Annotated in this window: 15 protein-coding genes; 6 read left to right on the top strand and 9 right to left on the bottom strand. The window is 46.7% G+C overall.

The genetic code is table 11. The annotated features are described in order from the left end of the window. Positions 1-15: 15 nt before the first annotated feature. The 6 genes from MKY85_RS16485 to MKY85_RS16510 form a co-directional block, all read right to left on the bottom strand. Positions 16-321: a Dabb family protein gene (locus tag MKY85_RS16485; RefSeq protein ID WP_339234203.1), complete on the bottom strand. Its 306-nt coding sequence runs from the start codon at positions 319-321 to the stop codon at positions 16-18. A 150-nt stretch (positions 322-471) separates the two neighbouring features. Further along, positions 472-723 (bottom strand): type B 50S ribosomal protein L31, encoded by a 252-nt coding sequence (locus tag MKY85_RS16490; protein WP_278294759.1) that lies wholly within the window; start codon positions 721-723, stop codon positions 472-474. A gap of 144 nt (positions 724-867) precedes the next feature. Next, positions 868-1,143 carry an HPr family phosphocarrier protein gene (locus MKY85_RS16495; RefSeq protein WP_339234207.1) on the bottom strand — a complete coding sequence of 92 codons (276 nt, stop codon included), beginning with the start codon at positions 1,141-1,143 and terminating at the stop codon, positions 868-870. A gap of 171 nt (positions 1,144-1,314) precedes the next feature. Further along, positions 1,315-2,382, bottom strand: coding sequence for an NAD(P)-dependent alcohol dehydrogenase (locus tag MKY85_RS16500; protein ID WP_339234209.1), 1,068 nt, complete (start codon positions 2,380-2,382; stop codon positions 1,315-1,317). 81 nt (positions 2,383-2,463) lie between these two features. Next, complete coding sequence (locus tag MKY85_RS16505) at positions 2,464-4,605, bottom strand: alpha-glucuronidase family glycosyl hydrolase (RefSeq protein WP_342570170.1); 2,142 nt, start codon at positions 4,603-4,605, stop codon at positions 2,464-2,466. After that, positions 4,602-6,791, bottom strand: a complete 2,190-nt coding sequence (locus MKY85_RS16510) for a glycoside hydrolase family 52 protein (RefSeq protein WP_342570172.1) — start codon at positions 6,789-6,791, stop codon at positions 4,602-4,604. The genes MKY85_RS16505 and MKY85_RS16510 overlap by 4 nt, the downstream gene beginning before the upstream one ends. Before the next feature lie 219 nt (positions 6,792-7,010). On the opposite strand from MKY85_RS16510, the gene MKY85_RS16515 reads away from it, so the two are divergent. Next, positions 7,011-7,922, top strand: coding sequence for an AraC family transcriptional regulator (locus MKY85_RS16515; RefSeq protein ID WP_339234216.1), 912 nt, complete (start codon positions 7,011-7,013; stop codon positions 7,920-7,922). A 30-nt stretch (positions 7,923-7,952) separates the two neighbouring features. On the opposite strand, the gene MKY85_RS16520 is transcribed toward MKY85_RS16515, so the two are convergent. Further along, the gene (locus MKY85_RS16520; RefSeq protein WP_342570174.1) at positions 7,953-9,356 is read right to left on the bottom strand and encodes an aldehyde dehydrogenase; all 1,404 of its coding nucleotides are present in this window, start codon (positions 9,354-9,356) and stop codon (positions 7,953-7,955) included. Between the two features lie 90 nt (positions 9,357-9,446). Then, positions 9,447-9,749: a metalloregulator ArsR/SmtB family transcription factor gene (locus tag MKY85_RS16525; protein WP_076331658.1), complete on the bottom strand. Its 303-nt coding sequence runs from the start codon at positions 9,747-9,749 to the stop codon at positions 9,447-9,449. 285 nt (positions 9,750-10,034) lie between these two features. Between MKY85_RS16525 and MKY85_RS16530 the strand changes: the two genes are divergently transcribed. From MKY85_RS16530 to MKY85_RS16550, 5 genes are all read left to right on the top strand, one after another. Further along, positions 10,035-10,709: a GntR family transcriptional regulator gene (locus tag MKY85_RS16530; protein WP_339243107.1), complete on the top strand. Its 675-nt coding sequence runs from the start codon at positions 10,035-10,037 to the stop codon at positions 10,707-10,709. A gap of 40 nt (positions 10,710-10,749) precedes the next feature. After that, complete coding sequence (uxuA, locus tag MKY85_RS16535) at positions 10,750-11,817, top strand: mannonate dehydratase (RefSeq protein WP_339234221.1); 1,068 nt, start codon at positions 10,750-10,752, stop codon at positions 11,815-11,817. Continuing rightward, positions 11,814-12,677 carry an SDR family oxidoreductase gene (locus MKY85_RS16540; protein ID WP_342570177.1) on the top strand — a complete coding sequence of 288 codons (864 nt, stop codon included), beginning with the start codon at positions 11,814-11,816 and terminating at the stop codon, positions 12,675-12,677. The genes uxuA and MKY85_RS16540 overlap by 4 nt, the downstream gene beginning before the upstream one ends. A gap of 213 nt (positions 12,678-12,890) precedes the next feature. Continuing rightward, on the top strand, positions 12,891-13,619 hold the full coding sequence (locus tag MKY85_RS16545) for a DUF421 domain-containing protein (protein ID WP_339234224.1): 729 nt from the start codon (positions 12,891-12,893) through the stop codon (positions 13,617-13,619). A gap of 26 nt (positions 13,620-13,645) precedes the next feature. Next, on the top strand, positions 13,646-14,017 hold the full coding sequence (locus MKY85_RS16550) for a DUF4363 family protein (protein ID WP_339234225.1): 372 nt from the start codon (positions 13,646-13,648) through the stop codon (positions 14,015-14,017). A 101-nt stretch (positions 14,018-14,118) separates the two neighbouring features. Here MKY85_RS16550 and MKY85_RS16555 read toward each other — a convergent pair whose 3' ends face one another. Then, positions 14,119-14,820, bottom strand: a complete 702-nt coding sequence (locus MKY85_RS16555; protein WP_339234226.1) for a M50 family metallopeptidase — start codon at positions 14,818-14,820, stop codon at positions 14,119-14,121. Positions 14,821-14,835 lie beyond the last annotated feature (15 nt).

The raw sequence follows: 14,835 nt of genomic DNA on the forward strand, positions 1-14,835 counted from the left end.
TATATGTAGAGAATATTAATGATTATGCTGGATCAGATCAATTTCCTGGAAGCGACTGACTTCCTTTTCCCAACGCTCTTCTACATACTGACGGTGAACCGGGTGATTGTTGTATGCATCATACGCAGCCTGATCCGCGAAGACCATCGAGAAGCTGTAGTCAAACTCATTCTTCTCACTTACCTGTCTCAGAACCCGAAATTGCTCTACCCCAGGAATGGCTGCCAGTGCATCCGAACTTTCCTTCAAAAAGGCTTCTGCCTCCGGTGTATCTTTACCTGCGTATAGTGTAAACGTTACCATATGTGTGATGCTGCTCATCTCTATTTCCTCCTTCATATGTTCTTGCTCTGTTTTCTAGTGTACATCCGAATGTGTTGTAAGCGCAATAATTGGTTGAATTAATTTTTATTAATACACAAAAAAACCTCAGGACGAATCCCGAGGTTTTCTTGTAATGTATGGACAAACTTATTTGTTGATGTTGTATTTACGGTTAAATTTATCAACACGACCACCGATATCCACGTTTCTTTGTTTACCAGTGAAGAACGGGTGGGATGCGGAGCTAGTGTCCACACGGATTACCGGGTAAGAGTTACCATCTTCCCATTCCATAGTTTCGTTAGAGGACTTCGTGGAAGAACTCAGGAATTTGTAATCAGCACTTGCATCGTAAAAAATTACGATTTGTGTCTTTGGATGGATGTCAACTTTTGGCATAATCTATTTACACTCCTTTAATATGGGTACTTCTTTAGAATCAAACTAAATTTTATTATACTCTTTTTTTGGACAAAGTACCAGCAGGATTTGAGGAATAGCCAAAAAAAATATGATATCTGTGATTTTGCACCTAATCAGGTGTTACGCCGTCCCTTTCTCCAGTACATTCAGCATGTACTCCAAAGCCTCCAGTTCATCCCTGCCCCTTGTCTGTAATCTGACAACACTACCATATCGAATGGGTAGTAACGCCATTCCAAGCAGGCTTTTGACATCTACACGATGCTCATGCTCAGACTCCATATACGACAAAATAATATCCGAGGAAAAACGTGACGCTTGAGAAGATACCGACATCAGATCATCCCGATGAAAATCAGCGTGAATCATAAATTCATGTACTCTCACAACTTTCATTTCCTTTCGCTAGGTACTTATTCAAGGTACTTATTCACCATGATGGTGTGTATCCTTTTATATATTAAAATCTTCATGAATTATACCATGTTATGGGAGCTTGTCTATCCCTTAATTTTGTGAAAAAAACAAAAAAAGAGTCCTGAACTGCCGGACTCTCTCAAGTTGTGCCTATCTGCCGTTCGGATATACCATGACCTTCAGACTACCGCTCTTATTGTGTAATGCACGTTCCATCGCCTGCTGTGTCTCTTCGAGTGAATAACGATCTGTAATCAGGGACATTACGTCATGCTGGCCGGAGCTCAGGAACTCGATCCCTGCCGGATACGTGTTGGCATAACGGAATATGCCATAGATATCAACTTCATTGTCCGCAATAAATGGAACATTGAGTGCAATCTCATCCTGTGCAGGCAGACCCACAATCGCAAGTTTACCTCCACGTCGAAGGGAATACAGAGCAGATTGTAGCGCCTTTGGATTGCCCGCTGTTTCCCATGCGGTATCGACACCCACACCACCTGTTAACTCGCGAATCACAGCCAGCGCATCTTCATTCCGCACATTAATGGCATGAGTGGCACCCATGCGGCGTGCCGCTTCTAGCCTAACTTCTTCCAGATCCGTTACAATGATCTTCTCTACACCGAAAGATTTGGCAGCAGCCACAGCCATGAGTCCAACTGGACCCATGCCCATAATCGCCAGGGTTGTACCCGGAGCCAATTTGCTCCGGCGTGCAGCGTGAATCCCAACGGAGAATGGCTCGTTCATTGCTGCTTCTTCATAAGACAGATGATCTGGAATCGGGAATACCATATCTTCACGCATCACCATGTATTGTACAAATGCGCCATCCACGGGAGGGGTCGCCAGAAATTGTACATCCGGACACAGGTTATAGCGACCTTCCTTGCATGCCGTGCAACGTCCGCAAGTCACCCCAGGCTCAATAGCAACCCGATCCCCTGTTTTCAAACGTGATACGTTCGAGCCCACAGCAGCAATGATCCCCGCACACTCATGACCCAGAATAATCGGTTTTTCCACGACAAATCTGCCTATGCGCCCATGTTCGAAATAATGCACATCCGAGCCGCACACCCCGACAGCCATCACCTGGATTAACACCTCATCCGCTTCTGGTTGGGGAACGGGTTGTTCCTCAATAATAATATGTCCTGGCTTTGTCATGACTGCGGCCTTCATGTTCTCGGGCAGTTGATGTTGTCCCATACGTATCTCCTCCTCAGGTATGTCCATGCTGTCTATTCTACATCAAAGAAAACAAGGTATCTTCCCTCTTTACATCACCAATCAATAGATTGTTCGACCTTGTTCATCCGCAATACCGCTCTTGCGATAGAAATACGTATTGATCATGTCCCGCCATTCCTTGGCATGTTCGGCCTGGTTATCCTGTAATGAAGCAACTTTGCTGAAAATAACCGGGTCGATATGGCCCTCAAGCTGTCTCCATGTCTCAGCTAATGCCTCTGCCTGTGCAACACCTTCAAAATGTGTATCATAAATATGCTGAATGACTGTCTTGCCCGAATGCAGAACATGGGTGTATGGCACGTGATGGAAAAATAAGATCAGCTCATCAGGACAGGTGTCCAAGGACTCATAGCGATCCGCATTCTCAGGGTGATACTGTGAGGTGTATCCTGTACCGCTCTTCACGGTTCGATCTACACCAATGCCATGACAATCGGCAAAGTGATACGTCCCCCATTTGGAATACTCGTATCCATCTACATTCGGTCCATAATGATGTTCGGGATTAACCATCCAACCCACACCGAGAGGCGCCGTATAATTCTCATAGATATCTAGTGAAGTCAAAAGCATATCCGTAACCTTCCGCACGACTTCGTCTTCATGTCCAAATGTGAGTCTCACCCACTCATCGGCAATCTCTTCTGCCGACAGCTCCGGATTCCACGCAAGTCTCCCGTATCCATACAGATTCGCCTGAGCGAGTGGGTGTCCTGTCCAACAGGCATCAGCACCAATGTTGGAGACTGCCGCGAAGCCACTGTGAGGTCGTTTATACAGAGAACCATCCGCGATTCTCTTGATCTCTGAACCTTTGCCTTTGGCGTAGGTGTCAAAGTCCAATACTTCTTTCCACTGGGGAACCAGATAACAGAGATGACGCTGTTGCCCGGTATACTCCTGTGTAATCTGGAATTCAATCACCTGATTCGTATGTTCCATGGCTCCGAACAGTGGGGATACCGCCTCCCTCACCTGAAAGTCCATCGGCCCGTTCTTGATCTGCAAAATGACATTTTCGGCAAAACGCCCGTCCAACGGCGTAAAGTGGTCATATGCTGCACGTGCACGGTCAGTGGAACGATCCCGCCAGTCCTGCTTGCAGTTATAGACGAAGCAACGCCAGATCACCAATCCACCGAATGGCCGAAGGGCTTCAGCCAGCATGTTTGCACCATCAGCATGATCACGGTTATACGTGAACGGTCCCGGCCGATTCTCGGAGTCTGCCTTAATCAGGTAACCGCCAAAATCCGGAATGGCTGCGTACACCTTGGCCGTTTGAATGTTCCACCATTCCCGTACCTGCGCATCCAGCGGATCTGCTGTACGTAACCCACCAATCTCGATTGGACTCGCGTAGTTGGCGCTCAGGAACAATCGAATACCATACGCTCTGAATTCAGCAGCAACCTTCACCACATCGCTAAGATAACGTTCCGTCAAAAACAAGCTCTCACGGCGGTGTACATTGACATTATTGATCGATATGGCATTGATGCCTGTCGAAGCGAGTAAACGTGCGTAGTCCCTGATGCGGTCCAAGTCCAGTGTGAATTCCCCGTTATCATAGAAAATGGAGTCTCCTGCGTATCCACGTTCAATGCTGCCGTCCACGTTATCCCACTGGTTAATCATCCGTAGCGCATTGGTAGGCTGCTCTGTAATGAAGCTCCATTTACTCACAGCGCCATCCGCCTCACTTGCACCACCTTGATCCATTGTCAGTTCCCGAAGCAGATGGAATGCACCATACAATAATCCTTGGGGAGTCTCTGAACCAATGACCAGCACACCCTCGCTTTCACGAATGATGTACCCTTCTCCTTGAACAGCAGAACGCTCTGTCTCACTGAACGACGCAGCCACCGAATCGCTCCCTGTCCAAGTACCGATTCGTATGGCGGGATCGGAATCGTGATTGTGCCGCTCACTTTGCTGAGCATCAGACAGCTGACTGACTGTCGGTTTCACGCCATACAGCTTCTCCAGTCCCCGTGAAAGTTCGGTCAGTGCTGTTGTGATTACTCCATGCTTCTCTTCCGCCAGTATCAGCTTGCTCCACGCAGGAGCCTTCTTACGGGCAATTCCATTCGCTTTTGGCAATTCGGAGTGATACCCCAGCCATGCATCATACTGTGGACCTGACAAAGCAGATTGAACGATAGATTGGTTCATTGTACCGCCTCCTTGGTAGCATAGATCTGTGCAAGGTGATTCCCTTTTCCTTCGAGTAGCCATAGAATCGACGTCACACCACGCGGATAGTACTTGCTGCCAACCGCTACGCCAGACAGGATCTGGTCACTCCAGCACCAGTACGATTCCTCCGGATGCAACAGCCAGTTGACATGAGCCGCGTCTGCTGCCTTGCCTGTCTCATTCCATTCCACATCCAGCAGCTCTCTAGCGATGAACTGGGACAGATAGATTTTGCTCAGCCACGAGTTATTGCTTGTTGAGGACAGTTTCCAGCCTCCATCTTCGAACAGGCATGTTCCTGGTACAAGAACCGTCTTCAGATGAGTTTGGAGTGCTTTCAGATAAGGTCCAAAACGACCATTGATATCCAATGCTGCTTCACAGCCTGTAAAGTAAGGGAATACCAGACCTTCAATCGCCGGAATGATTCGGGAATCATTATTTTCTGCAATAACAGCTGGAATGTAGCCGCCATCCGTCAACTGTGCAGCAATACTGGCTGCGCAGCGATCCGCCTGAAGCCCTGCTTGATGTGACAGATCCGCCAACTTCTCCGTTGCGAACAGCTTCTCCAATGCAACATAGACCGCCCAACATTTACCCGCCAGATAGATATTATTGCGCGACTGACCCAGTGACACATCCAGGCTGTCATAAGTTGTAATTTCCGCTCCACCTTGGGTACGGCTGCTATCTAGGCCCATCAGACCGTTACGCTGCTCCGCGATAGGATGGTCACGATTAAGCATACTTTCGAAGCAATTTTGGATAACAGGCAGCATGTTTTTCACAAATGCTTGATCCTGTGTCTGTTCAATGTATACGGTCGCGCAGCAGAGCCAGTTCACCAGTTCCTCGTGGCTCATCTGTGAAAAGCAGTCGTCAATGCCAACCAGTTCATATGCCGAGTGTCCAGGGCGTGAGAACACGTTGGCAACACCCATATCATGGGTAAAGGTAATTCCGCCCGGATGTAACTTTTCTTCCCCCGGGAAACGAACCTGATCGGTATAACTGTATCGTTTGACAAACCACTCCAGCTCATTACGCACCGTCCATGGATTCAAGGCAAGCTCGAAGTACAACTGATCGGCCGTCAGATCAAGTGTGTTCATCATCCGATACTCCCCTTCGTTCACCACCCAGAGTGGCTCGCCATCGGCATCCAGCAATTGAGTACTGGCATAATAACTGTGAATGGAATGAGCAAGCATGAATGATTGATCTTCGGTCAAAGCAGCCGTTCCAAGGCGCTGTTCAACCTCTCCACAGGATGCGGTCAACTCACTGAATCGTTGGAGTGCATACGCTCCTGTTGCCTGAATATCGGAGAAGTAGCGCGTATACCAATACGTTGTGTCCATTCCAGTTGTCACAATGCCCCCGCGATAGAAACATACGGCGAATTGATACGTACGTTTCTCTCCAGCCGGCACCTCCATCAGTAGTGCAGCGGTTGAGCCAAGTCCAAATGCCAGATTATCCCGATGTTTCTCCTGCAAGAGCTTCTCCAGCGTGAATCCGCGTGCTGGCCACAGTCCGTCATCTGCCGACATAATCGCTGTAAGTCGACCTTGTCCCACACCTGTGATGGAGCCGCCCTCAGGTCCCCCAATTAGACGCATTGCAGAGTACGGATCATTGCCCTGATAGCCAAAATAGGCTTTACGTGCTTGTTGACCTTGCGTATTGTCAATCGTCATCTCGACCAATACGGCAGGTACGAGTGCATCCATTAAGGCTTCACGATCTCCACTCGTTGGATCAGGTACTGGACGTACAGGCGAGTAGATGCGAAATGTCAGATCTCCTGCAGTCCATGTATCTGTACCTGAGGTGAATTCACGGGTAATCTCTTCATCACGAAAAGCCGCAATCAGAGGTTGCGGAACTTTGGACGCTGTGGTCAGAGCCGTGTCCCCATTTTCCAACTTCTCTACATCATAACGGCTGCTCTCATCCTCGGAAGCTTCATAAAAAGGAAGCGCCTGATAATTCTCTCCATCGCGAGATTGTAATCCAATATATACATTCTGGTCTGCCGGTTTGCCGAGCTCAAGACCCAGCCCGCCTTTGGCTCCTTTATATCCCAGTGTAAAACTCGCAAAAGCACCAATCGGTGCGTGATGTGCGTTATAAAAGATGGATTTCGATGTGCTCACGAATCATAACCCCTCTCAAAATAGTTTGCATACGTTTTCATTAGCCCCATCCTAACATGTGGTTCCACCTCAGACCATGATCAAATCAATCTGATATTTACCCAAATCAAGCTGATAGACTATAATGGATTAAAGCGGTTACACAAAAGCATTCCATTTGAAATAAGTATGTAATCAAAAGCGCTTTTTTGAACAATCTCTATAAAAGGGGGATCTTCCATGTCGTCAACGTTCTTGCCTCCTGCTTTGGGAGAAAGTGTCCATGAAGTTTTTTATCCAGATGTGCAAACAACGGTCAATCTGTTCGCCATTCATTTACGAAGAGTTGGTACGGACTGGGATTATCCGGCGCATGAGCACCCTCAATATGAACTGAATTATGTTACCGAAGGCGAGCAAAGGATGATGGTGAACGGTACCCTGTATATTCAAAAGGCTGGCGAACTGCTCCTGATTCCACCGGGAAGCATTCATTCCAGTCAGAGCCATAACGGCAAGGGATTCACGTATTTTTGTATGCACTTTGATATTGACGATCAGTTGTTCCTATCGTTGTTGGCACGCATCAAGCAAATACGATTCAGCGCGGATAGTCCGGTTACACAGCAGATTGAGCCGGTTTTACACAAATTGATGTCATCTGCGGATGATGAAACTGCTAATACGATGGTGCAGCGTATGCAGTTGCAATCTGCGGTATTCGAATTATTTGGTCATCTGTGGGAGGCGGTCTCGCAAGAGGCAGCACAATGGTTTACCGACGGACATGAAAAGATCGAACTCGCCCACCAGATTCGCAATCGACTGCAGGGCCTGATGAGTCAGCAATTCAAACAGGGACACGAATCGAGTGGTCACTATGGCATTGATGATATTGCAGCCGAGCTGGGTATCAGTTCTTCTCACTGTAATCGCGTGTTCAAGCAGGTATTTGGTCAGTCTCCCCGTGCTGTATTGTCCCAGTTGGTTTTGCATGAAGCGAAGCTACTTCTGGGCAATCCGAAGCTATCCGTTCAAAATATTGCCGTCATGCTTGGTTACAAGGATATTGCCCATTTCAGTCGTCAATTCAAGCGCTGGTCCGGCATGTCACCATCCCGTTACCGACAGGAAAAGCCTGCTCTGGAATAAGGTCCAGTAGCAGGCTTTCGTCTTTCTTATTTATTTCAACAAACGTTTAATCAGCTTCAGCTTGTTATCATACGGGGGATACAGAATCGGCAGATTCAGTTTGGTGCTTTTTTTCAGTACACTTTTGAGATGGGAGAACGTTTCGAAGCTGTACTTTCCATGATATGAACCAACACCGGAATGACCAACACCGCCAAATGGCAAACGCGGATTCGCAACATGTGTGATGGTATCGTTAATGCAGCCGCCTCCAAAAGAAACTTCACGCAGCACCTTGTCCTGAATCTGTGTGTCGGAAGTAAATAGATACAAGGCGAGTGGTTTCGGCCGCTTTACGATCTCTACAATGGCCTCATCTACGTTACGGTAGCTAATGATCGGCAGAATCGGTCCAAAGATTTCATCTTCCATCGTAGCTGCATCCCAAGATTCAGCATCAATTAATGTAGGTTCAATGAAACGGTCTTCCTCATCCGATGCGCCACCATATATCACTTTATCCTGATCCCGTTCAATCAACGTCGTCAGACGTTTAAAATGACCCTTGTTCACGATTCGTCCATAGTCCTTGTTGTGCTGGATATCCGATCCAAAGAAGGACACGATCGCTGCTTTCATCTCTGTAATTAACGGTTCCTTCACGCGCTCATGCACGAGCAAATAATCGGGTGCGATACAGGTCTGTCCTGTATTGAGCAGTTTGCCCCATATAATGCGTTGCGCAGCTACTTTGATATCCGCCTGTTCATCAACGATGACCGGACTCTTGCCTCCCAGTTCTAACGTAACGGGAACGAGATTTTTGGCAGCTGCCTCCATCACAATCTTGCCTACCGGTACACTGCCTGTAAAAAAAATATAGTCAAATGGCGCATTAATCAGCGCTGTCGTTGTGTCTTTGGCACCTTCAAGCACTTGTACGTATGCCGGTTCGAACACACTCGCAATCATTTCACGTACAACCGCGGACACTGCCGGTGTATTCTCTGACGCTTTGAGCACGGCTGTGTTACCTGCTGCAATCGCCCCTACCAATGGTTCGATTAAGAGTTGAAATGGATAATTGAATGGTCCAATGATCAGAACAGACCCATAGGGTTCAGGTATAATAACACTTTTGGACCCCAAGAGTGCCATTTGCGTTTTCACTTTAACGGGTTTCACCCATTTTTTCACTTTACGAATGGTGTGTGTAATGCTGTCCATCATAAATCCAATCTCGGTCGTGTAGGATTCGAACTCACTTTTACCCAAATCCTGATATAGAGCTTCTGTCAGTCTGGTCTCATACTTTTGAATCGCCTGCTTGAGTTGGGTCAGACGAGCAATTCGAGCTTCTGCTGATCGTGTGGCCCCGGAATGAAAGAATTGTCGTTGCTGCTCCAAAATCAGTTCAACTTCCTGGCTGGTTACTTCCTGTATCGTCGTTGTCATATATACATACTCCTCAGTTTAGTTTTGATTAAGCGTTTAAACTTACGAACCTATTAGGTACATGCAAAAGCATGTTACAGCACTATTCCTCTACAGGCACTCTTCTTCCAAAGCAGCTACCAGTTCCTTCAGCAGTTCCACCGATGCATTCAATGAAGCCGAATAATATCGCTGTGTGCCCTTCTGTTCCACGGATATGAGTCCCTTCTCTAACAAAAGCTTGAGATGATGAGATATGGCTGGCCGGGATAGACTGGATTGCTCAGTAATTTCATTCACGGTCATTCTGCCCTTCTCGGTGAGTGTCAGCAAAATGGCTTGACGGTGATTGTCACTTAACACCTGAAATAACGGGATACAGGTTTGAAAAACGCTGATTGCTTTTTGTCCCATGGTTTCACCTCTATACGATTTCTTTATATTTCTTTATCAATATTCCAACGTGTAATTTCTCCGTTATTTGCGTCTGTTGGTTTAAACATTCGAACCTAATAAACTGAATTGTACTCTGCATTTCCTTGAACTGCAAGTGAATCATCAACTAAATTTAATATAATGCCGATAAAGCGCTTCCATACTACCATACAAGTATGGTAGTATGTCAATGAAGGAGTTGAAGTTGTGGAATATACCCCGAAGTTATCATCCAAAGCCGGTTTGTTACCTGTTGCGAGCAGCATGTCCTCCATGAATAAACAATCTTATTCAACGCGAGATGTCGTTTACTTCACGCTGAAACAACTCATTTTAAGTCTGAAAATGCCTCCAGGAACAGCTATTTCTGAGAAGGAAATTTCAATGGAGTTTCAGGTAAGCCGGACACCTGTTCGAGAGAGTTTTGTAAGACTTGCTCAGGAAGGTCTGCTGGAAGTGTATCCACAGCGTGGCACATACGTCTCTCTGATTCAGGTCGATCTCGTTGAGGAAGCACGGTTCATGCGTGAACAGCTCGAACGAGCCGTAATCAGGCTCGCCTGCGAGAACTTTCCAAACGAACAAATGGTAGCTCTTGAACAGAACCTTGCGTGGCAGCAGGAATGCAGGATCAAACCGGATGATGAACGAATGTTTCAATTGGATGAGGAATTCCATAGCACTCTTTTTGCAGGCTGCAATAAAAGCAACATCTGGACTGTTATCCAGCAGATGAATGTACATTTGAATCGAAGTCGCATGTTACGCCTGTCCTCGGATCATCAGTGGGATCATTTAATTGAACAACACCTGTCGATGGTCAAGGCCATTCAACAGCATGATGCCGACACAGCAGAGCGACTGATGCAGGAACACTTGCATTTAACTGTTACCGATTTGGCTGTCCTGCAGGATACATATCCTTCCTATTTTCAATGACTGCATTTTTCTTACTACTATTCATGATGAGGTGAACGTGATGAGAATGGTTTTTCGCTGGTTCGGCGAAGGCAATGATACGGTAACGCTGGATCATATCCGGCAGATTCCGGGTGTTGAAGGTATTGTGTGGGCACTGCACGATGTTCCTGCTGGCGAGGAATGGCCAATGGACAAGATACTCGCTGTCAAAACGGCAGCGGATAAGGCCGGGTTACATCTGGATGTCGTTGAGAGTGTGAACATCCACGAAGATATCAAGTTGGGTCTGCCATCAAGGGATAAATACATTGCGAACTATATTAAAACGATGGAGAAACTGGCTCAGGTGGGTGTGAAGGTCATCTGTTACAACTTCATGCCGATCTTCGACTGGCTTCGCACGGATATGCACAAGGAAATGGAGGATGGTTCAACTGCCCTCTTCTATGAGCACAGTAAACTCGCAGATATAGAACCTCTAGAACTCGTTCGACGCATTACGGAAAACTCCGCACTCACCATGCCAGGTTGGGAACCGGAACGATTGCAGTATTTAACAGGTCTGTTCGAAGCCTACAAGGATGTAACCGAGGATCATATGTGGGAGCACGCACGTTATTTCCTACAAGAGATTATGCCTACAGCCGAGCGGCTGGGGATTCGAATGGCCATCCATCCTGATGACCCGCCTTGGCCAATCTTTGGATTGCCGAAGATTATTATAAGTCAGGAGAATGTTCGGAAATATTTGAATCTTTATGATAGCCCTTACAACAGCGTGACACTATGCAGTGGCTCTTTGGGAGCAAATGCGGATAATGACATTATCGGCATGATACACGAGTTCAAGGATCGGATTCCATTTGCCCACATTCGTAATGTCAAAATCTACGAAAACGGCGACTTTATCGAAACTTCACATCGCAGTCAGGATGGTAGTGTTGATATTGCGGGGGTTGTTGAGGCTTATCACGATATCGGTTATGAAGGTTATGCAAGACCCGACCACGGTCGTCATCTCTGGGGAGAACAGTGCCGACCTGGCTATGGACTCTATGACCGGGCTTTGGGAATCATGTATCTCTGGGGCGTCTGGGATTCCCTGCAAAGGAGGGCAAAAGCATGAGTGAACACCAATATGAACGCTCAACTCGTCTCGAAGGCAGAACAGTTGTAATCACCGGAGGTGCTGGGGTATTATGCCGCTCCATGGCGGAAGAACTCGCTCGACATGGTGCAAGCGTAGCCATTCTGAACCGTACCGTGTCCAAGGGACAAGAAGTTGTAGCTGCAATTGAAGCTGCGGGTGGCAGAGCGATTGCTGTTGCCTGTGACGTAACCCAGGCAGAGAGCGTACAAGCGGCGGCAGATGCTGTGCTGGAGCAACTTGGACCCTGTGATATTCTTATTAATGGCGCCGGTGGCAATAACGCCAGTGCCAACACCACGAATGAAATTTTCAGATTGGAAGATCTGGCGCAGAATGATGTCACTACGTTTTTCGATGTATCTGTAGAGGGTTTTCGTCAGGTGATGGATCTGAATTTTGTCGGTTCTCTCATCCCCACTCAGATCTTTGCAAAACATATGATAGAGCGCGATGTTCCTGCCACTGTCATTAATATTTCTTCCATGAGCGCCCCATCGCCCATGACGAAAGTTCCAGCGTATAGTGCTGCGAAGGCCGCAATTAACAACTTCACGCAGTGGCTTGCCGTTCATCTGGCCGAATCCGGTATTCGTGTCAATGCTATTGCACCCGGGTTTTTCCTGACCGAGCAGAACCGTAATCTATTACTGCAACCAGATGGCTCACCTACGGAGCGTTCCAGTAAAATTATTGCACATACACCCATGCGCCGCTTTGGCAAACCGGAAGACCTGCTTGGCACATTGATGTGGCTTGCGGATGAAAGACAGTCCGGCTTTGTCACTGGCACAGTCATTCCGGTAGATGGTGGATTTATGGCGTACTCGGGTGTATAACAATAACAGCGAATGCTTCCTTTTCATAGTTTTTTCTTTTATCTTCGTTACAAGTAAATGATTCAGTTCAACTCATATAGGTCATTATTGAAACCGATACTTGGAATACTTATCCATGTGTCGGTTTTTTGCGTTCAAGCATAAGATCACCCAGCCTAGGAAATGCTTGTCATAGAGAATTGGAGAAGTGAAGTAAAGGAAGGTGATACATATATGATGGAAGAAACATGGGTTGTTGCAGTAAGGTCTATTATCGCCTTCCTGACCCTCATCATCTACACAAGGGTGCTGGGCAAACAGCAAATGGGTAACTTAACGTATTTTGATTACATCAACGGCATCACAATTGGTTCCATTGCGGGAACGTTTGCAACTGATCTTTCCTCCAAAGCGTGGATTCATTTTGTGGCCTTGACCATTTTCACAATCATTACGATCATCTTTCAGTATATTACACTGAAGAATCGTACCATCTCCAAACTAATGGACTCTGACCCCACATTGATCATCCAGAACGGTAAAATTCTCGAACAGAACCTGAGCAAAATGCGAGTTAAATTTGACGAGTTGACCATGATGCTTAGGCAAAAAGATGTATTTGATATCACGACGCTAGACTATGCCATTCTTGAACCGGATGGAAGCCTCTCCGTTGTTTTGAAACCTGAGAATCAGCCTGTAACCGCAAAAGACATGCATATGCACCCGCCCAAGAGCAAGCTGATGACAGAAATCATCATTGACGGCCTTCTGATTAAGCAGAATCTGGAGGAACGAAACAAGGATATCAATTGGCTCAGCGAGCAGCTGAAAAAGCAAAAGATCACGATACAGGATATTGCTTTTGCCGCGATATTGCCCAATGACAAATTGTATGTTGATCTGTTCAAGGACAAGATCACCGATAAAATCGATATGGGCGATTATGAGGGGCCTTTCTAAACTCTTTACATCAAGGAGGCGGTTGAATGAAAACGCGTTTCTGGCTGTTATATGTGCTTCCGATCTGCCTCATTCTTGTGTTCGTTGCAATTATGGCTAGCGGAGCCTTTCTTAAAAAGCCATTTGGCACCGATGATCGCTTGCTTGAATCTATACAAACATTAGAGAAACAAGTTGAGGGTAAAAAATGGACTGAAGCCAAGTCTCAAGTTAATTACGCCATGAAGGCCTGGGATAAAATTGTCAACCGCATTCAGTTCAGTGTGGAACGTGAAACCATATATGATATTCTGGGCACCCTTGCGCGGATCAAGGGCGGCGTTGCGGCAGAGGATGATAAGGCGATTATGGAAGAGATTTATTACTTTTATGTGCTATGGGAAAATCTCGGAGATTAAATTCCGTGTAATCTATATCCGATGTAAGTCCAACAGCAAAAGGCACTCTCCCTTCAGGCAGAAAGGAGGTGCCTTCTTTGCTTGGTATATCTTCATATTCGTTACGCTCTTCGTAATCCCCGAGAACGTGATGAACGCGAAGTACTTTCTTTGCGGAAAAAGAGTGTCAGCGCACCTTTGGCGCACCACAGTGCAAATAAAGCAAACAGTGTTCCCCAGAATAACGCCGGAAGGAATGTCTGCTGAGCGAGATTCGCCGCATCGCCTGCCCGAGAAGGTTGAGTCCAGGACATCAGTCCAACGTATACGGCACTAACGACAGACTCTTCCAGTGTAAGAAACGCCAGTAGTAGATAATAGTACTTCACAATCTTGGCACCGAAAATCATAATGACAACGTTAAGTACGATGAACCCGGTCAGCCATAACATGCCGAACTCTCCTCTTACATATAACAGGAGCGACACCAGAGCGACAGCCGTCATAATCCCGAGTCCCCACATATGCAAGCCTTTGCGGTATAAGTAAAACAACAGCCAGGCGAACAAGGATGCACTGATATATCCTGCGAGAGAAACCAATATAGATCTGCCTGGCGTCAGCATGGATGAATACGTTACACCGCTATGATCAGCGTACAATTCAATCCGCAGCACTTTACCCGACAATATTAACGTCATGAGTGCATGGCCGAATTCGTGAATCATCGTATCCAGGTTGCGGAACAGGGACGAGAATGGGATGAATCGTGTGAGAAAGACGGAGCCTAATAGAAAAAGTATCGTTTTGACCCACTTATTCAATCGTGTCATACCTCC

This window comes from Paenibacillus sp. FSL R5-0749 (assembly GCF_038595085.1).
Classification (GTDB): domain Bacteria; phylum Bacillota; class Bacilli; order Paenibacillales; family Paenibacillaceae; genus Paenibacillus.